The organism is Moorena sp. SIO1F2, from assembly GCF_010672755.1.
Taxonomy (GTDB): domain Bacteria; phylum Cyanobacteriota; class Cyanobacteriia; order Cyanobacteriales; family Coleofasciculaceae; genus Moorena.
Map to the genome: position 1 here is coordinate 13,370 of NZ_JAAHFV010000039.1, position 19,756 is coordinate 33,125.

At 44.3% G+C, this 19,756-nt stretch carries 15 protein-coding genes and 2 pseudogenes; 7 read left to right on the plus strand and 10 right to left on the minus strand.

Annotated elements, in window-relative coordinates; genetic code table 11:
* Positions 1–132: 132 nt before the first annotated feature.
* The gene (locus tag F6J94_RS07805) at positions 133–1,326 is read left to right on the plus strand and encodes a DNA double-strand break repair nuclease NurA (protein ID WP_293025261.1); all 1,194 of its coding nucleotides are present in this window, start codon (positions 133–135) and stop codon (positions 1,324–1,326) included.
* 297 nt (positions 1,327–1,623) lie between these two features.
* Complete coding sequence (locus tag F6J94_RS07810) at positions 1,624–2,232, plus strand: hypothetical protein (protein ID WP_293038802.1); 609 nt, start codon at positions 1,624–1,626, stop codon at positions 2,230–2,232.
* A gap of 181 nt (positions 2,233–2,413) precedes the next feature.
* Here F6J94_RS07810 and xseB read toward each other — a convergent pair whose 3' ends face one another.
* The 5 genes from xseB to F6J94_RS07835 all read right to left on the minus strand — a co-directional run bounded on the left by xseB (position 2,414) and on the right by F6J94_RS07835 (position 9,743).
* Positions 2,414–2,677 carry an exodeoxyribonuclease VII small subunit gene (gene xseB, locus F6J94_RS07815; protein WP_293038804.1) on the minus strand — a complete coding sequence of 88 codons (264 nt, stop codon included), beginning with the start codon at positions 2,675–2,677 and terminating at the stop codon, positions 2,414–2,416.
* Complete coding sequence (locus F6J94_RS07820) at positions 2,650–2,805, minus strand: hypothetical protein (RefSeq protein ID WP_293038806.1); 156 nt, start codon at positions 2,803–2,805, stop codon at positions 2,650–2,652. Before F6J94_RS07820 ends, xseB begins: the two co-directional genes overlap by 28 nt.
* Before the next feature lie 72 nt (positions 2,806–2,877).
* Positions 2,878–8,082 (minus strand): hypothetical protein, encoded by a 5,205-nt coding sequence (locus F6J94_RS07825; RefSeq protein WP_293038808.1) that lies wholly within the window; start codon positions 8,080–8,082, stop codon positions 2,878–2,880.
* A complete protein-coding gene (locus tag F6J94_RS07830; protein WP_293038810.1) occupies positions 8,028–9,389 on the minus strand; it encodes a P-loop NTPase fold protein in 1,362 nt (453 codons plus the stop codon). The genes F6J94_RS07825 and F6J94_RS07830 overlap by 55 nt, the downstream gene beginning before the upstream one ends.
* Before the next feature lie 78 nt (positions 9,390–9,467).
* Positions 9,468–9,743 (minus strand): hypothetical protein, encoded by a 276-nt coding sequence (locus tag F6J94_RS07835; protein ID WP_293038812.1) that lies wholly within the window; start codon positions 9,741–9,743, stop codon positions 9,468–9,470.
* Positions 9,744–9,965: 222 nt separating this feature from the next.
* Between F6J94_RS07835 and F6J94_RS07840 the strand changes: the two genes are divergently transcribed.
* Positions 9,966–11,420, plus strand: a complete 1,455-nt coding sequence (locus F6J94_RS07840) for a GTP-binding protein (protein WP_293038814.1) — start codon at positions 9,966–9,968, stop codon at positions 11,418–11,420.
* Positions 11,421–11,548: 128 nt separating this feature from the next.
* Here F6J94_RS07840 and F6J94_RS07845 read toward each other — a convergent pair whose 3' ends face one another.
* The gene (locus tag F6J94_RS07845; RefSeq protein WP_293038816.1) at positions 11,549–13,189 is read right to left on the minus strand and encodes a mechanosensitive ion channel; all 1,641 of its coding nucleotides are present in this window, start codon (positions 13,187–13,189) and stop codon (positions 11,549–11,551) included.
* 1,206 nt (positions 13,190–14,395) lie between these two features.
* Between F6J94_RS07845 and F6J94_RS07850 the strand changes: the two genes are divergently transcribed.
* On the plus strand, positions 14,396–14,860 hold the full coding sequence (locus tag F6J94_RS07850; protein ID WP_008178794.1) for an SRPBCC family protein: 465 nt from the start codon (positions 14,396–14,398) through the stop codon (positions 14,858–14,860).
* A 43-nt stretch (positions 14,861–14,903) separates the two neighbouring features.
* Here the strand turns inward: F6J94_RS07850 and F6J94_RS07855 are convergent, their stop codons facing one another.
* Together F6J94_RS07855 and F6J94_RS07860 are read right to left on the minus strand one after the other, a co-directional pair.
* Complete coding sequence (locus tag F6J94_RS07855; RefSeq protein ID WP_293038818.1) at positions 14,904–15,725, minus strand: SirB1 family protein; 822 nt, start codon at positions 15,723–15,725, stop codon at positions 14,904–14,906.
* 219 nt (positions 15,726–15,944) lie between these two features.
* Positions 15,945–16,073, minus strand: a pseudogene (locus F6J94_RS07860) (formyltetrahydrofolate deformylase); the annotation flags it as partial.
* A 177-nt stretch (positions 16,074–16,250) separates the two neighbouring features.
* Between F6J94_RS07860 and F6J94_RS07865 the strand changes: the two are divergent.
* Complete coding sequence (locus F6J94_RS07865; protein WP_367142176.1) at positions 16,251–17,015, plus strand: aldo/keto reductase; 765 nt, start codon at positions 16,251–16,253, stop codon at positions 17,013–17,015.
* Here F6J94_RS07865 and tnpA read toward each other — a convergent pair.
* Positions 17,012–17,439 (minus strand): annotated as a pseudogene (gene tnpA, locus F6J94_RS07870) (IS200/IS605 family transposase). The gene F6J94_RS07865 and the pseudogene tnpA sit on opposite strands and share 4 nt — an antisense overlap.
* 98 nt (positions 17,440–17,537) lie before the next feature.
* Here tnpA and F6J94_RS07875 point away from each other — a divergent pair.
* Both F6J94_RS07875 and F6J94_RS07880 read left to right on the plus strand, forming a co-directional pair.
* Positions 17,538–18,725: a transposase gene (locus tag F6J94_RS07875; protein WP_293038820.1), complete on the plus strand. Its 1,188-nt coding sequence runs from the start codon at positions 17,538–17,540 to the stop codon at positions 18,723–18,725.
* A 42-nt stretch (positions 18,726–18,767) separates the two neighbouring features.
* Positions 18,768–19,052, plus strand: a complete 285-nt coding sequence (locus F6J94_RS07880) for a hypothetical protein (RefSeq protein ID WP_367142177.1) — start codon at positions 18,768–18,770, stop codon at positions 19,050–19,052.
* A 219-nt stretch (positions 19,053–19,271) separates the two neighbouring features.
* Here F6J94_RS07880 and F6J94_RS07885 read toward each other — a convergent pair.
* On the minus strand, positions 19,272–19,756 hold a 485-nt coding region (locus F6J94_RS07885), incomplete at its 5' end, for an SH3 domain-containing protein (RefSeq protein ID WP_293038822.1).

The window sequence follows — 19,756 nt, forward strand, 5'->3', positions numbered from 1 at the left end:
GTGTTTGTTTAGGATCACTGAATGAGTCGTTTAGGATCACTGAATGAGTCGTTTAGGATCACAAAAAACCTGTGTTACAGATAACTAGTTTGAAATTCGTAAATCTACAGTAAATCTAATGATGAGCTCTCCATGCTTGATCTGGCAAAACTGGCAGGACAAATTCCTGGTATTAGTAAGCACCTGAGACTAGAAGCGGTGGCGTCTCGCCAACGCCTAGAACGGGCTGAACAATTACTGGCAAAGGCTAAAACACAACAAGAGAGTTTGCTCAAGTCTCATCAAGAATGGCGCGATCGCATGATCTTCACGGCGGCAACACCTGCCGAACCTCTAGATACTTGTGTTGATATCAGTATTCCCCCTGAAAGCCATAGTGTTTTCGCCACCGATGGGTCTCAAATTGCCCCGTCTCACCACGAAATCCTCTACTGTTATGTGATTAATGTGGGTCGGGTAATGTTGCACTATGGACAAAGTCTGTATCCTCTGTTGGATAGTATGCCCGAAGTGTTCTACCGACCGGAAGACTTATATATTTCTCGTCAGTGGGGGATTCGCACGCAGGAGTGGATGGGGCATCGGCGCACGATTTCCGAGGTATCGATGTTAGCAGAAATGGCTTGCCGTTGGGTGAAACCACCAGCTCCCCACAGGGATACCCCCAATCTAGCGATAGTAGATGGTTCCCTAATTTACTGGTTTCTTGATGGGATGCCAGGGGAAGCACGCGATCGCATATTGCCTCCGATTCTAACAGCTTGGGAGCAGTTGCGTTCTGTTAATGTACCCCTGATCGGCTACCTGAGTGCTTCTCGTAGTGTGGAAATGGTTAATTTCCTCAGATTACCAGCTTGTCCCTATGAAACACCAAAATGTATCACCCAATGTGGTAATCTAACCGACAAGTTGCCCTGTCAGGTGATTGACCCCCTCCGGGATACCACTCTCTGGGCAAGTTTATTGAAACCAGGACAGCGTAGCCCTCTATTTCAGAGTTCCGCACGGATTCTGGATTTATACGACCATCATCGGATCTATTTCTGTTATGTCCATGTTGGCACAGAAATTGCTCGTATCGAGATGCCAGAATGGGTAGCCCAAAATTCGGCATTGCTCAATCAAGCCTTGAGTTTAATGCTGGGGCAGGTCTATAAAGGATATGGTTATCCCATTGCTGTGTCTGAAGCTCATAATCAGGCGGTGATAAAGGCCGGTGACCGGAATCGCTTCTTTGCTTTGCTTGAACAACAAATGATTCGGGCAGGTGTCAAGAATGTGGGAATATCTTATAAGGAAGCTCGTAAACGGGGTAGTATTAGTTGAATGAAGAATTTAGAATGAAGAATTTAGAATGAAGAATGAAGAATGAAGAATGAAGAATGAAGAATGAAGAATGGTGAATGGTGAAGGCAGAAGGCAGAATGGTGAATGAAGAATTAAGAATGGTGAATGGTGAATTGATAATTTATAATGGACCATGAAGAATGGTGAAGGCAGAATGGTGAAGGCAGAAGGCAGAATGGTGAATTCTACATTCTTAATTCTTAATTCTACATTCTTAATTCTACATTCTTAATTCTAAAAGTTTGATTTTTAGCTTACCCAAGTAAAAACAGTGTCATGGCAAATGTATTAAGAATTCTGTTTAAGCAAGATAGCTATCTCAAGCAAGAGCCGATTCAATCGTCGCAATTGCCTGATAATAAACGTCAGATGGTACCAGCAGGTACTCTATTAGTACTTCGCTATTATGGTCAGGAATCTGGCAATCACATTAAACTGGGTTTAAAAGATATTGCTTTTAAGGGTTTCAGTGGTGATTGGTATGCCTTTGAAGACCATGTTGCAATTATGATGGAGAGTCTGCAACCGGTAGAAACTGTTAGTAATGTAGTGTCTAAACAAAACGATCAGACTGCTTTAAACATTCCTATTTATCAGAATACCTTAGTCAATCAACCCGTTTTACTTAACCTTTTCTTTAATCAAGATACGGTAATTAAGCGAGCTCCTATTCAATCTAGTATGTTGAATGAAGCATCAAAGCAGGAAATTCCAGCAGGCACTGAATTGGTGATTGTGACAGATCAACCTAATGCTGATAATACGGTTAAGTTTACTGTGGAGGAGAATCACGTAAAATTTACCCTGAAAGATCTGGAATTCAAAGGCTTTAGTGAAGATTGGTATGCCTTTGCTGGACATGTTGGTATTCAAGGGATGGGCTGATGTCAGCGGTCAGCGGTCAGCGGTCAGCGGTCAGCTTTGTGGAACAGGCTTCTAGTTTGTGGAACAGGCTTCTAGCCTGTGACTATTAAACCCATGCTTACCTCTTTTATTCACAAGCTGACCGCTGATTGCTGATAGCTGTTCGCTTAGCCTGCGCGTAGCGCATATGCTTAAATTACTATTAAAAATCAGAATCATTAGTCAGCGTCTCAATCAACAAATCCATCTGTTGCTGTCGCTTAGCCATAAAATCCTCACATTGATGGAGATATTCGACAGCAGCGGAGAACTGATCAAACACCTCTGCTAGTTCTAGTTCTCCCGTTTCTATTTTCCTAATAATGGTTTCAACTTTAGCCACCGTCGCTTCATAGTTCCAGGTTTCTCCAGAAGCTATTTTACTTAAGTTTGAATCAGTTAGGTTTGAATCAGATTGAGTTTCCATAGATAGTAATTGTCAATGGGTTGAGGTACACAATTTTTTGATTTTAGGGAATAGGGAATAGGGAACAGGGAACAGGCAATAGGCAATAGGCAATAGGCAATAGGCAATAGGCAATAGGCAATAGGCAATAGTTAATAAAGTATAGCGCTACTCCCGACTCCCGATTCCCTACTCCCTACTCCCTACTCCCTACTCCCTTCCTATAGTGAAAATCCACAAAGCTTATCCCTTTGAGCATCACGGTTATGGTGCCAATAATCGTACAACCAACTACAACCGCGCCGTAGCAAATAATCCACATCCAAATTCCACAAAATCACGGTTTTGTCTTTACTAGCAGAAGCAATTAACTTACTATCGGGACTAAAACTAACTCCAAACACCGAATCGTTGTGTCCCTTAAAGGTATTAATTAAATGTCCATCCCGACTCCAAAGATTAACCGTTGTATCACCACTAGCAGATGCGATTAAGGTTCCATCAGGACTAAAACTAACCCAATTCACGGCACCATTATGGCCTTTCAAGGTATTGAGCAACTTGCCATCACGATTCCAGAGTTTTACCGTGCCATCACTACTAGCAGAAGCAATCATCTCGCCATCTGGACTAAAACTGACCCAATTGACAGCATCATTATGCTCTTTCAACGTATTGAGCAACTTGCCCTCACGATTCCAGAGTTTTACCGTTCCATCACTACTAGCAGAGGCAATCTGTTTGCTGTCTGGGCTAAAACTGACCCCCCAAACTTTATCCTGGTGCCCCTCTAAGGTCTTCAACAAGGTGCCATCTAAATCCCAGAGTTTAACGGTTTCGTCAGCACTAGCAGAAGCAATTAACTTACTATCGGGACTAAAACTAACTCCCCAAACCTGATCCTGGTGTCCTTCTAGAGTATGAAGCAAGGAGCCATCTAAATTCCAGAGTTTCACCGTTTTATCTTCACTAGCGCTAGCCATGATCGTGCTATCAGGGCTGAAACTAATTTCAGTCAACCCTTCACCATGAGCCGAGAAGGCTTTTCTACTACGATCCTTACGGCTCAACAGTTGAATAGTATTGTCCGCACTAGCAGTAGCAATCATTTCACCATTGGGGCTGAAACTTACACTTCTGACAGCTTGATTATGGCGGATCGGAGCCAGTATCCCCCCGTCACGAGCCCAGAGTTTAATGGTTTTGTCTACACTAGCAGAGGCAATCGTCTTGTTGTCCGGACTAAAACTGACATCTACCACCATCTCGCTATGTCCAGCCAAGGTTTCGATTAATTCCCCGTCACGAGCCCAGAGTTTGATGGTGTGATCAGCACTAGCGGTAGCTAGCCTCTGACCATCCGAGCTAAAACTGACATCCAGAACCCAATTACGATGACCTTCGAGGGTATCGATTAATTCCCCATTAGTTTGCCAGAGTTTGACAGTGTTGTCTGTACTGGCAGAGGCAATAGTGTTGCCATCAGGACTAAAACTGACACTCACCACTGGTTGTGTATGAGCTTGCCAGGTTTTCAGCAGTGTTCCGTCCCTGCGCCAAAGTTTGATAGTTTTGTCTTTACTAGCAGAAGCAATTAACTGACCATTGGGAGAAATACTAACCCCTAACACTGAATCACTGTGACCAGTGAGAGTATGGAGTAAAACACCATCTTTACTCCATAGTTTGACGGTTTTATCCTCACTAGCCGATGCGATCATCTGGCTATCAGCGCTAAACCTAACACAATGGACTGTTTCGGTATGCCCATCTGGCCCATCTAAGGTCATGATCAGGGAGCCATCCTTACGCCACAGCTTGACGGTTTTGTCTTCGCTACCACTAGCCAGCATCTGACCATCTTGACTAAAACTGACACTTTGGATTCCAGCCCGATGACCTCGCAACGTTTTGAGCAAGGTACCGTTTTTGCGCCAAAGTTTGATAGTCTTGTCTCGACTCCCAGAGGCAATCAGCTTACCATCTGGGCTAAAACTGACACTACTAACCCAATCCCGATGTCCCTTTAAACGGTTACGTTCTCTGACCCCATAAACTGCCTGTTGTAGAGCAGTGACTACCCGTGTCTCGGTCTCTGGATTAACCCCAAGGGATTGCTGCAATTCCTGGGCTGCCTCTAAACTAAGGATGAGGGCATCTAAGGTTCTGTTGGCATCAACTAGAGCTTTTGAGGAGTAGCTCAGGTCACTCAAATGGTTGTTGGTTTTACTGATAGCGTAGCGAACCCCAAGTATACCGGTAATCACCATCAGACTGAACAGTGCCATTCCTGCCCAACGTGCTTCTCGCAATCGTTGCCTGAGAATTCGATTCAGCTTTTCTTCGGTTTTCCTTTGTTTTTTAGTTATTTTGGTCAGTTGGTTTTGGAGTTCTTGTTCTTTAACCAGTTGCTCAATTTTATCCTGGCTCTGTTTGTCTTTCTCGCGGAGATTTTCTAATTCTGCTTGCAGTTTCGATTGCTTTTTCTGGCGGATAACGTCTACCAGGTAATCGTGAACCAGTTGATAGCGGTTGATCGTAACTTCTGGTAATAGAAATACTAATCCTGATTTCTCAAAAATTTCTAAAATTAAATCTAAGGTATGGTCTTCTAAGCATGACTCTATGGCTAGCTCGGAGCGATTCTTAAGGGGTCGATTTTTATTGTCATCAATGAGTAACGACAACACTAGCCAAGCCGCTGTTTCATTCTCAAGACCGCAATCTTTAATAACTTTTTCTAAAAACCGCTCCACCAGTTTGGCTTTGGGACCATGGTACTGGTACTGAGCTAAGGTAGTAATATTTTCAGCTTGAAGCTGAGCTCCTACTACTTGCAACTCAATGGGACGAACTTCTCCAATTTCAGCCCCTAATTCTCTGACTAATTCATCAATTAAAGCTGGCTCTAAATAAAAATTAGCCCGATGGGTTAAGCTTTGAATAACAGAATAAGCATCTTTTAAATAAAAATTGACTAATGGATAACGAATCTTTTTATCTAAGATATTACTTTCTATGACTTCCCACGTGTAGTGTTCTAGTTCTAGTAATTTATGTAAGGCGTTATCTCGGATAGAAAAAATTAGTTTTAAATAGGGTAGCTTAAGACAATTTACTAAAAAATAATAAAACCGTTTTCGTTGGGATTGATGGGAATAAACCGAGAAAAAATCTTCAAATTGATCAAAAATTAAAACCGTTAATAAGTTATTGTCGGCGTTGTGTTGTAATTGCTCCAGGACAGAATCAATTAGGGCGTTACCATTACCGTTACCATTACCATTAGAGTTTAGAAATTTTTCCCTGATCAAGGGGTCTTCATTTCCATTTCCTGATACCTGATCGGCCAAGTGTTTATGGAGTTCCCCCACCCAATCGGTGTAAACTTGCACCACAATCGGTAACCCAATGCGATCGCCAAGGGGTCTATTTTTGAGTGCTGGCACTAATCCGGCATGGACAATGGAACTTTTTCCAACCCCTGACTGACCATGAATCACTGTCAGTTTGTGATCAGCACGGGTAATCCGTTCCATTAAGCGGTTTACATCTCGCTGACGTCCGGAAGCTGCCATTTCCTGGGGAATAAGGTCTTGTGGCTGTACGCCATGCCAGCTGGGATTGTTGGCTCCTCGTGGTGGCTGTAGACGACTAGCACCAATGAAGGCACGGAAGCCATACAGCTGCTCCACTGCCCGTTGTTCTTGTTTAATCCGAAATGCTTCTAGGTATTGCCCTTGTTCAAAGTAAAGGCTACGTAATCGTTCCAACAGGTGCAGGTAACGCTGAGGCTCATAGCGATAATTGCTGGATTCTATGGCATCTGCCAGTTTATCACTCGCTTTTTCCAGCTGCTTGACCGCTTCTGCTAAATTTCCCTGCTTTCCTTGGGATTTTACCAAAAATAATCGATAGAGCTGGGCTAATAGCAATGGATGCAAGCCTTGGTCATGGGGCTGATCATCAGCAGCAACAACCAAAATTAATAGAGCTTTCTCCGCTAATTGACCAGCATCGTCCCATCGGGATTGCTCAAGGGCTACTTCTGCCAGAAAACCGTAATCTTGGGCTAGTTGCACCTGAGTCCCATAGGTTTCATGAAGGGACAGAGCCTGTTGAGAGGTGGTTTGTAAGAATGACCACGCTTGTAGATGCTGCAGCAGTTCAGCTAGCTTACTAATAAAAATAGCCACCAGATCGTGACGCCCCGCTTGGGTGAAAATTCCCATACATCGATGCAGATACGGCCAAGCTTCTTCCCAATAGCGCTGTTTATGAGCTTGATTTTGGTCAGCCTGGCGACAGTAACACAAACCGAGATAAAACAATAATAACCCCTGCCGTTCTAAGTTATCGGTTTGCTGCCAAACTCTTAAGCTTTTACGAAACCGCTTCTTGGCTAGATTTATGCGATCGCTTATATAGTCATCTAGACCCAAAACAAAGTCTAGACTGGCATCTAATTCCTTATCTAAGGTAATGCCACGACTATGTAAATCTTTTAGGGCAAAATCCAGTTCAAATCGACGTTGGTTTTGGAGTGCTGAGTTCCTCGAATAGGTAATAGAAATATCGGGGTTGGTTGGTTGGAGGTTGGGAGGTTGGAGGTTGGGAGGTTGTTGGGAGGTTGAATGTTGGGAGGTTGAATGTTGTTCGCGTAGCGTGGCCAATAGGCCAAGGTTGGTTGGTTGGTTGGAGGTTGGTTGGAGGTTGGTTGGTTGAGAGCCTTGGGTGTTCCTAAAGGATAGGTTGGGATTGGGGATTTGTGGCGTGGTTGGGGGGGAAGGCTCTCCAGAGTTCAATAGACAGGCAAATACTATTTGAGCCTTTTGTCCGAGAAAATTGACTAACTCTGTGGTGGTCAGTTCAAACTTGAGGGGAGTGGCTGCCCAACTGGCAAAATCTGGTGCCAACCGCATCAGTTTTTGCAATACCTGGTCATTAACCCACAATATTAGAGGAAAGGTTAGGCGTTTACGAAACTCATCCCGGACTTGATTAGTAGAGGTAAGTAATTCCTCAAGGGCAACCACTGACTCTAAACCAACAATCAGTAATGCGGCATGAGGGGGTGAGGAGGTAAGAGGGTCAGGGGATGAAGGGTCAATGGGGCTAGAACTCTGCCTGTCCCCGCATCTGTCTATCCCCCTGTCCTGTCCACGCCCCAATTCCCTGTGTTCGTAGTTTTGGATGGTGGTGTAAAGGGTGGTAGCCGATGGCGGTATGATAAACTCTGTAATCGGGTATTGGTGCTGACACAGTGCTTTGAGGCGTTGCAGCATCTGTTGTTGCAAACCCTGGTAGTTACATCGCACGATCACAAGGGAAAATTCCCCTTGTGAAAATGCGATCGCTCTAGAGAGAGCCTTTAATGTACTATCGTTGTATTGGGCAGCGTCTGCTGGTGATTTTGTTTCAACCATGACTTAAACTGCGGTGCCTCTTCTAATGCTGGATTTATACCAAACCAATTTCCATCGCGATCGCGGTATTCAAAGACAAACATACTGCGCAATAGGGTTTGGTATTCCGTATCACCCCTGACTTTTTGCTGTTGCACCACCTGGAAAAGTAATTCCCACTCCTCATCAGTAATTGATGAGATCAGATAATCCCGACGTTCGAGAATCACATTTTCTAAACACTCACTGGGAATCGGTGGGTTTTCTTGCCTAAGACAATCAAACAACAATCCTAGCAAGTTGCGCACATGACCACCACTAATTTGGCACAGGCGGTTTAAAGTTTCTATATTATCAAATACCTCCGGGAGCAAAGCAAATCGTTCCTCAGGAGTTTGATTGGGGAAAGCTCTAACCAGTACCATTTCTCGTAGCAAAGCCATGCCATCGGGAAACTCCTGACCTGTGCGCAGTTTAACTGGCACCATCGGTAAGATTTTAGGAGTAAGTCCACCACCTAAGCGATTCTTCAGGGTTTCGCACTCATTGGAGAAAGTTAACGCCAAGGGAATTGTGTAAACAATATGGCAATTGAGTCGGCGTAACTGTTCACCCCGGTCAATGAATAAATATTCTGGTTGCGATCGCCCAGAGGGTAAGGGGCGAATATCCACCCGATCCAGATTATCCACAATCACCACTAGTCCCGCTTTGCCCTTTTTCTTCAGGGTAGTGGTAGCAGGTTTTAGTAGTTCTTCATTAATCGAGTCTAAGATTCCACTAGTGCGAGGTTCGAGGTATTCCCGCAATCGACGCCGCAGTTTAGGACTTTCCTTAGTTTTAGCCGTTATTTTGCCAATGCCTACCGACAATTCTGCTTCAGCACCCAATTCAATTGGTGTGCGCAAAAAATCGGTAATTTCTGTAAAAAGATTGACAAAATAGCCTGGTTTTATATTAATTTTAATTTTCTCCAGACTTTCACTGACTTGACCAGCTATACTCAGCAAAATATCGCTTAGATCAACATCAGCCATGTCTAAATCTTGAGACGACTCAAAATAAACCACATGAAATTTCTGTTGCTCTAACTCAGCTTTTAGTCTAAGTAATTCTGTGGATTTACCACAGCCAATATGCCCTGTAAACAGCTGACAAGTCGGCTCATCTGGAGAAATTAGGGTGATGGTTCGCTTGAGAGACTCAATAATTTTATTTCCTCTAACTGGGGAAAAATCAATATAGTATTTTCTATCATTGACATCTCCCATGCTCAGGGGCTTGCTGGGATTACAAGCTTTGTAGAATCTTGGCAGATCTAGTACCATTATAGCGTAATTTTCCTTACCTGATTTAGTCGCAGGACAATGCTAATTCCCACGTTTGTGTAGCACCTAACTTACCTTTTATAAAAGGGTTTCGCTAACCAATAAAGATGCCCCCCTAAATTCTGAACATATGTCTAGCCACTCACATTTCTGTTCTTGGTCTTTTGTTTCATCCCGGCTTGCCAAGGATAACGATGGTGGGTTTTGACTATTGAGTTTACCCTGAAAATTTGTCCATGTTGGTGTATAATTATTAACTTTACCATAATTTAGGATTTGGGTATCCGTGAGACTCTGACCTAAGTTCAGGAGCATCGGCAAGGTTAGACTAACACTTAAGAATTGGCTGATCATCTCATATCTCTCCTATGGTTTGCATCGAACCAATGGTGTAAGGCAATAATTAACTCTTCTACAGCTGTGGGTTGGAATCAGGAAGTCGCAAGGGATGAATAATGGATGTAACCGATGTCAGCTGTGAGGCATCTATTTCTATAATGAGTGATTTATCAAAAGTGATTCCTGAACTGATGCTCTAGGATCGAAAGCAGAAGTGTCCTAGCAGGAGGTGCCGTTTTGACCGAATTCTGGCCTGAGTCTGACTCTATTAACTCTCTAGATCTTGATCAGGATTTAGATAGCGCAATTTCAGGTTTTGAGCAAATCCAGGCAGAACTGAATTACAAACAGGCACAAGACTCCCTCAGGGATCTAGTAGCTAATCTTGACCTATCCCGTAGAGAAAAAGCTGGTTTAGATGCTCAAATCCAAGACTTAGGCAATCTGCTTCAGAAGCTGGAAAATACCTGTATCCAAATTGCTGCCTTTGGCATGGTGGGACGGGGGAAATCCTCTGTACTCAATGCCTTGGTCGGTCAACCTGTATTTGAAACTGGTGCCCTACATGGGGTAACCCAGAATGCTCAAACTGCCCATTGGCAGCCCCCTAGTCAAACCCATAGTCAACAGGATATTCTCCAGGTTGCCCTACCCAGTATTGGTAATTCCCAAATTCAGCTAATCGATACCCCAGGAATTGATGAAGTAGATGGGGAAACTCGGGAAGCCTTAGCCCTAGAGGTAGCTAAACAGGCAGATTTACTGTTGTTTATTATTGCTGGTGATATGACTAAGGTAGAGTACCAAGCTCTATCTCAGTTAAGAGCTAGTGGTAAACCGATGTTACTGGTGTTCAACAAGATTGACCAATATCCTGATGCTGATCGCATGGCAATTTACAGCAAAATTCGGGATGAACGGGTCAAGGAGTTGCTTTCACCAGCAGAAATTGTGATGGTTGCTGCTTCACCTTTGGTATCTGTAGCAGTGCGATCGCCTAATGGCAGCATTCAGGTCAAGCGCCGCCGAGGGAAACCCCAGATTGACGATTTGAAACTAAAAATTCTGGAGATTTTACATCGGGAAGGTAAATCCCTTGTTGCTCTTAACACCATGCTTTACGCCGATGAGTTGAATGAAAACTTGGTCAACCGAAAAATGAAGATTCGGGATGATAGTGCTAATCAAATTATCTGGAAAGCAGTAATAACTAAAGCATTTGTCATTGCTCTCAATCCAGTTACTGTTGTGGATATCCTCACCGCTACTGTAGTTGATGTGGTAATGATTCTTACTTTATCCCGTCTCTATGGTATTCCGATGACTGAGCAGGGAGCTATTCAATTATTACAAAAAATCGCTATGAGTATGGGAGGTATTGGTGCTAGTGAACTCTTGGCTAACTTGGGATTGAGTAGCTTAAAAAGTATTTTGGGGATTTCTGCCCCTGTAACTGGTGGGGTTTCCCTAGCGCCATATATGTCAGTTGCCATCACCCAAGCTAGTGTTGCTGGAGTTTCTGGCTATGGTATTGGAGAAATTACCAAAACCTATTTAGCCAATGGCGCATCCTGGGGAGAAGATGGACCAAAAGCCGTTGTTAGACGAATTCTCTCCTCTCTAGACGAAACCTCAATTCTCCATCGCATTAAAGGAGAATTGAGGGCAAGATTATCAAAAGTTGAAGGTTGAAGGTTGTCTGTCAGAATGCAGAATGTAGAATTAAGAATTAAGAATTCTACATTCTACATTCTTAATTCTTAATTCAAAAAGGACGAACAACCTTGGCCAATAGGCGACGCTACGGGAATAACTTGGACTTACTTTTTGAAAGAATCTAGCCATTCTCTAACTTGCTCACCAGCAACATCGCGACCTCCGAGACCGAAGGCTAATGCGATCGCAACAGCGATTGCGCCTAAGAGCAAACCAAAGGCTAAGTTCACAATATCAGGGGCAATGCCCATTTGTTGTAGACCTAGAGCTAAAGAAAAGGCAATAATCGCAATCCTAGCTACTTGTGCCAGGATATTGGATTGGCGAGCGCCAGAGCCAGTAATCAAGTTGAAAGCAAAATTAGCTAGGAACAGACCGATAGCAAGGACTACTAACCCGGACAGCACCCGAGCACCAATGAAACCGACCCCACCAACAATGTCAGTTAAGGCGGGAATCTGTAACACATCCGTTGCTGCCACAATACCAGCGATCATGATACCGATCAGTACAAGCAGTCCCGCTAGCTCAGAAGGGGTGCGACTGGTAAGTGGGTTCTGTGGTGTTTCTGATTCTGCTGTTTCATCAGTTGTTTGATCCGTGGTGCTAGGAGCGCTGGTGGAAAAACCTAGCCAATTAAATAGATTGTTGAAGCCAAGGTCTGTCAGGACGTTGGTGACCAGATCACTAACAAACTGTCCAATTACGTAGAAAACTGCCAGAATACCAGCCGCAGCAAATAGTTTGGGGATGGTATTAGTAACCTGGCTTAACATTGCGATCGAAGGGCCAGAGATTGCCTGGATCTGCAAGGCATTAAGGGCAGCGGTAGCAACGGGAATCAAAATCAGGACATAGACAATCGTACCGATAATCCCTGCTAGGGAGCGACCACCAGAGCTACTCAGTCCAAACCGCTCCCCGAGCTGATTTGTACCTGCTGCTGTCAAGAAACTAGTGACAAGACGTTGTACAAGTTGAGCAATAAACCAACCAATAGCACCAATTGCGATGGCTGCGCCAATATTGGGTACAATCCCCCAAATCTCGCCCAGCATACTTAGTACTGGATCGAGAGTTCCCTGTAAGCCTAGGGTTTCTAATACCGATGGCAGAAACAGTAGGAAGATTAAGTAGTACAGGGCATTGCCAATGGTTTGAGCCAGAGAGAACTGACTAGTGCCAGCATCGCCGACTTGCTCACCCAAGCGCTGATCGATATTCAATGCATTGAGCGTCCTGACTACTATCATCTTGACGATAGTTCCTAGTAACCAGGCAACACCCAAGAGAATCGCCGCACCAAAGACACTGGGCAGGAAGCCAAGGATGGTGTCTAGAAAACTATTCAGGGGTCCGGAAACCGTATCTAGCTTGAGGGTTTCTAGAACCGCCACTACCGTGAAAACGATGATAATCCAGAAAACCGCGCCGGATAACCATTGCTCAATTGGAGGAGGCTGGGTTCCTGACTGGCCGCCAGTAGCCCACTGAGCAATGTTGTTGTCAATATTGGTGCGATTCAGTACTGCTTTGGTAATACCAGCAGCAATCTTAGCCAGGATAAGACCAATGACTAAGATTGCGATCGCTTTAACCACATTCAGTAAGGTGGTTCCCCCATCTGCCAAAATTTGGTTTAATGCGGGAAATGCGGGAGATCCTGTCTGGGCTAAAACCAGGTGTGCCGATGGCTGCACACCCACTCCTACAATTTGGAAGATACCTTCCCAAGTTCCATTCATAGTCTTTGTTCTTACTTAAATTGTCCAATGTCACAGGCAACCCTAAGTTTCTTAAGTTCCTTAAGTTCCTTGTGACTACTGTGGTCTGGTGAGGAGCACGGTATTATCGTCTCAACTAGATAAGTTTGGGAGCGGGGAAGCTGCGCCTCTGGTGACCCCAGAGGACCCGCGACGCGGCGGTATAGGCTGCCGTCCCAAAAACAGCTGGACAACAAGAGGTGCAGTTATTGTGCTTTCCAGTTCAAGCCGGAATCGCCTTATCTGCTGCACAAGGTAAGGTTTGCCTGGCCAACGTTGTTGGTCGGTACTTTCCGAACCGCACTGTCTTACCCCTGGTCTAAGTGTTTAACGACTCGGTTCTAGAGCTTGGAGCGGGCAAAGTACCCCAAGGTAGGAACTTTAACACTTGCCAACAACGTAGATCCTTTACTGTAAGGGCAACCCCTTGGGTCAAGGTCTTAGGCTGGTCAGCTACCTGAAGGCAGGCTATCTAAGCCTGGTCTCTTCAGAGGAGGGTGCTGACTTAAAAGAACCTTGAGCAGAAGGTACGACAAGAAGATTTAAAAGTAAAGGTTGAGATGTTCATCGAGAACGTTTTACTCCTCAAATTTTCCACAGATGTGGCTTAATCTTGCCTAACTGACAAATCTTGACCCAGGAGTGCTGATATAATTTACCCATAGTTGCCGACGCAGTCAACTAGTTAGCTTAGGGGGTCTTACTCCCTAAATTAGGCTGGGTAACTTGATGGAGTGTTGAATCGGCATTTGCCCCGATGTGACGTCGGACACTCGGGAGCTGAAAGATTTCTTGGTAGGTTTGTCAGTCACTCAAGATGTAACCCTTATATTTAGAGCCAATTGATGTACAAAAATCAAGTCTTGATTAATTTTTCCTCCTCACAACTCTAGTGGTCTGGTAGTGTGGCTAGCTGCCACGGTAATCAAGATAGTCCATTGAACCTCCCCAACCCTTATAGGATGGGGATTCCCAGGCACAACCAACTAAGTGGCTGTTAACTCCATGGGCGTAACTTTCCCTGGCCTTTGGCCACGCTGCGCGAACGTTCCGGGGGTAGCCGGGTAGGATCGATACCCAGTTTTTTCGCTTATTAACGCCATTGAGGGGAAAATTCATCCCCGACCTAAGAGGACGGGGTATTCTTTTCCCCTCAAACTCCCCTCTTCGATAATGTGGAAATTTTACATGCAAAACGCCCAAATTTTTGAACAATCCATTAAAATTAATGCCAGCGCCACCATTGTCGAGCGCTGTATCACTGACCAGAGCTTAATGCATCGCTGGCTCAACCCGATTTTGCGTTGTGAATCAGTGGGGCAGTGGAGTACTGATGTCGGGAGTCGCTCGCGGTTTATAATTAACATTCCCTGGTTGCAGCCCACTCTCAAGAGTGTGGTTATCGACCGCAAGCCAGGGTTAGTGGTTTGGCAGTTCCAGGGTTTTTTCAAAGGACGAGACCGCTGGGAGTGTCAGCCAGCTGAACAAGGCACCCGTTTGGTCAACCGTTTTGAATTTGAAATTCCCAACCCCATCGTTAGCTGGGGATTCAACAGCTTTGCTGCCCAATGGACTCAGAATGATATGAAAGCCCAACTCAGACGTCTTAAATTAGTAGCAGAGGAGATTTACCGACGTGAGTGCAGTCATTAGGGATTAGGCATTGGTGATTAGTCAAGCCCATGCATAGAAGCCTTTACCTATTTGCGATCTGTTCAAGTAACCGACGAATGATATCAGCATCCTCAGCTTGGGGCAGGATTTCCAAATAATGTTCCAAATCCTGGCATGCTTCTGATAAATATCCCAACTGGGAGTAAATCAGCCCCCGATCCCGCAGTTCTACCGGTGCATTAGGAAACAGCAACAACATCCGCTCAACTGCAGCTAGTGCTCTAGGTAAGTCTTGGCGATTGAGGTAAATTAATTTAAGATTCATTAGCATCCGTGCCAACAGCTGCCGATTACTCACTGGTGCTAGGAAACGTGGTTGTAGGGTTACCGGATGACCATAAATTTGGGTTAGTCGTTCCTCGCAGTCTTGTTGAAATAAAATCTCACCACCATCGAAAGCATCCACAAAGATACCCACCTGCTCAAACTCTGGGCGAATTAAGAAATGCCCTGGCATCCCAATACCAACCATGGGAAAATCAAGGCGTCGAGCGACTTCCAGGTACACCACCGAAAGGCTAATGGGAATACCTGTGCGCCGATCAATTACCTGATTTAGGAAACTATTACGGGGATCATAGTAATCACTCCTATTACCCGAATATCCTAGGTCATCATAGAAATACTGATTCAGAGTCTTAATCACTCGCAGGGGATAGCGTTGCTCAGGCAAACGCTCCTCTACTTCAGATGCCATCACATCTAAGGCATTGAGGTAATCATCAATAGCCAGATCCGGATATTCTTCCTGAGCGATATAAAGCGCTGCTTTTGCCAAATGAATTTGGTCATCTGGCTGATTTGTTTCTGTGTAAAACCCTTGACGCCCTGAGTTAAAGTCCATCTAAAATTCCGTCAGCTACTCTGAGTATATAGTATTTTTATTTAATAGGTAAACATAAGATTGATAGAAAAAGGGAATAGGGAATAGGGAATAGGGAACAGTGTCAATATATCCGAGGATTTTTTAGTGTTATCATAAAGCAAGGCAGTCGCTGATAGGGAGGTGCTGCATCAAAACATGGACAAGAGTTTAAGTTTTTTTTCCTGATTTAATTCCAGTTGCCAAATCTGTATGTTTATCGGCGTGGATAAGACTTCCACCATTGGAATATATCAAGTTAGCAATCTTGGCCACAAGTCCTTGTTGCTCGGGACAATACAGCAGTATTGTTGCAGTCGGTGAAGTCATCTTAACTTCTCGAATAAACATACAGATAGACAGCTATTATAGAAGATAATATCTGATTCGTCTAGACTCAACATCGAGGTAATTTCCGTAACGTTAATACCTAAGCATTCAGCTGAATGCTTAGGTTGCAGAAACCACGCTAAAATATGGGCGAAGCTAATGTAGAATAGGCGAGCGATGACACCCAAAACAACTCGACGTAAGTTTATCGTGACCAGTGTTGCTGCTGCGGGTGGTATTGTTGGAAGTGCAGCATGGCATCAACAGCAGTCTCAACTATCAGCAACAGCGGCCATTCAGCTGCCAACAGCAGCTACAATGCCAGAAAGAGTGTTAGGGAAAACGGGGGTGAAAGTTCCAATCTTTGGCTTGGGAGGTGCAGGACAAACGCCTTTGTCGAAGATGAATCGAGAAGCTGATGCCGTCGCCCAAATTGAAGCGGCGTTACAGTTTGGAATTCGTTATTTTGATACGGCAGCTAGTTATGGCCGGAGCGAAGAATATATGGGTAAGGTATTACCCGCTTATCGTTCGCGTAGCGTGACCTACGGTCAATCTAATCTATTTTTAGCAACAAAAACAGCACAACGAGATCGAGATGGGGCTTGGCGAGAGTTAGAGCGATCGCTTAAACGCCTTCAAACTGATTCTATCGATTTATGGCAATTACATCACGTTTCTTTTCAGGAAACTTTAGATCAAATTTTTAGTCCTAATGGCGCTATAAAAGCCTTTGAAGAAGCAAAAGAACAAGGAATTGTCAAATATTTAGGCATTACCGGACATCATGAACCGGATGTGATTGCAGAAGGGTTGCGGCGCTATCCCTTTGATACTACCTTAATTTCTCTCAATGCGGCAGATGTTCACCAAAAATTTTGGGTCTGTTCGCGTAGCGGAGGCCGTAGGCCGAAGCCCCGTCCTTCTAGGACGGCTTTTTAGGATGGTTTTTTCTGATTGTTGATGTACTCCTTGAGGGTTTCGATAGATGCACCACCAACGGACGCAGCAAAATAACTGGGACTCCACAACGCAGTTTTTCCGTTTGGCTTAAGGTATCCGTTTTGCCCGTACCTGCGACTTGATACCCCTTTCAGACTGTTAACTATTTGAGAAATTGATAATTTTGGAGGGTACTCGTTCGCGTAGCGTGAGCTTTGCTCAATCGCGTAGCGTAGCCCTTCGGGCTAATCGCCTTTGGCGCGCTGAAAGCGATCAGTGTGTGTATATGATCGGACTCTCCATTGAACTCCCTAATCTCAAAATTCATCTTCTTTGCTACTTCTTTGAAAGAGTTCTCAATAGCTGTGAGGCTTTCAGAGGTTAGTATTTTTTTGCGATATTTTGTTACACATATCAAATGCATTTGCAAATTGGTGATACTGTGTCAATATTCCGGAATCTCATTGCCAAATTCTGTAGACTATACTATAATCATACTACAGGCCAACTTAGATAAAAAAAGTGAAAGCCAGATATCAGTATCGTTTTTACCCAACTGACCAACAGAAGCAGGAGTTAGCAAAACTCTTTGGCTGTGTGCGAGTGGTTTGGAATGATGCCTTGGCTATTTGCAATAAATCCAAGAAGGTTCTGAAATCTGGAGACCTACAGAAACTGGTTATTACTCAAGCAAAAAAGACTGAAGAAAGGAAATGGCTGTCTAAAGTGTCAGTCGTTCCTTTGCAGCAATCTGTTGCTGACTTGGGTATTGCTTTTAAGAATTTATTTGAGTCGCGCAATGGAAAACGAAAAGGACGAAAAGTCAGGTCTCCACGATTCAAAAAGCGATCTAACAACCAATCAGCAAGGTTAACCCGTAGAGGTTTTTCTATTCAAGGCGATGGAGTCTACTTGGCCAAAATTGGGATAGTTAAGCCTATCTGGTCTAGGGAATTACCTTGCAATCCAAGTTCTGTAACTATTATCAAGGATTGTGCTAACAATTACTTCTTGAGTTTTGTCCTAGACATTGAGCCTGTTCAAATCAATGCCAAGAACCAAAGCATTGGAATTGATTTAGGTATCAAAACTTTTGCTGTAATGAGCGATGGGAGTCAAGCTAAAAGCCCTGACTATTCAAGATTAGATCGAAAGTTACGCAAAACTCAACGAAAATTCGCTAAACAGCCCAAAGGGTCTAACCGGAGGGAACAGACTCGCATTAAGATCGCAAAACTAAACAACAAGATCGCCAACAAAAGAAAAGATTTTCTGCATAAGTTGTCAACCAAGGTAGTTAGCGAAAACCAAGTAATCGTCTTGGAAGACCTTAATGTGTCAGGAATGGTTAAAAACCGCAAGCTGGCGCGAGCTATTAGTCAGCAAGGGTGGTCAGAGTTTAGAGCTCTTTGCGATGCGAAATCAGACAAATATGGTAGGGATTTTCGGGTTATAAGTCGTTGGGAGCCTACCAGTCAAGTCTGTTCAGATTGTGGGTTTAAGTGGGGCAAACTCGATTTGTCTGTTCGTTCAATACTCTGCATGAGCTGCAAAACTGAACAAGACAGAGACGAAAACGCTGCCAGAAATATAGAAAAAGTCGGCATGGGGCATCGGCACGACTTAAAACGGGCAAGGAGGGGCGGTAAGACTGTTTCGACAGCACACCCCGATGATCTGTCAAGAATCACCGTTCTTCCAGGACGGTGAGTATGTCAACATCCTCGTCCTTTTGCTAAAACTGTTTTACCAGTGGCGCGAGAGAAAAATGTAGGAGTCGTTGCCATGAAAGTTCCGGCTTATGGCAAGTTATTCAAAAATGGTGTCTTAGATGGAATGGAGCAAGCCATGGGTTATGTTTTGTCTCTGGAGGGAGTACATTGTTGTATTATTGCTGCCGAATCCGTCAAGCAATTAGAATCCAATTTTAAAGTAGCCCAAGCATTTCAATCCTTGAGTTCAGAACAAATGACTGCTATTGAAACACGCACAGCTTCTGCTTGGCAAGACAATACATTTTTCCGACGGTGGACTTAGAAATATAGGAAACTGTACCCTCGATACCTACAGATCAGCAGTAGGGTGCGTGATTGACGCACCCTACAATCTTAGCTGCATCGCCTATCAAAAATGCTGCGAGATATAGCAGTCGCCAGGGCAGGCGCGGACATGACAAAAGTCTCAAACCTAAGTAAGCGCAAGAGTTTGACTTCTGACTTCTGACTTCTGACTTCTGACTTCTGCTAGATCTAAGGCTTAACCTACTGGTCCTGACGGCTCTTCTGGCTTAGACTCAGGACAATAGATCAGATACTTGCCAGTAACATAACCTTGTAAGGGCGCAGAAATAGGAACCCAGCCATTACTACCACGATTAACAATCGTTACCTTAGAACCATCAGCGATAATGCCAATAATCTCGCCATCATTTGACGGTGATTTGCGGACATTTAAACCCTGTGGTGCTGAAACTTGCCGACAATCCTCTTCAGATGGTGGTGGTGTTGGACAAGGTTTTATTTTAACATACTTGCCAGACACATAACCGATTATGGGTTCTGAAATCTTCAGCCAGCCATCTGCACGTATACTCTCAATCTTGACCTCGGTACCATTTTTTAATGTACCGATACTTGGACCACCAGCGGTTGAACGCACTATCAGATCACTACCAGTAGTGGTAACTGTACCACACTCTTTTTTGACAGTGGGGCAGGGTTGAAGATACGCCTCAGACACAT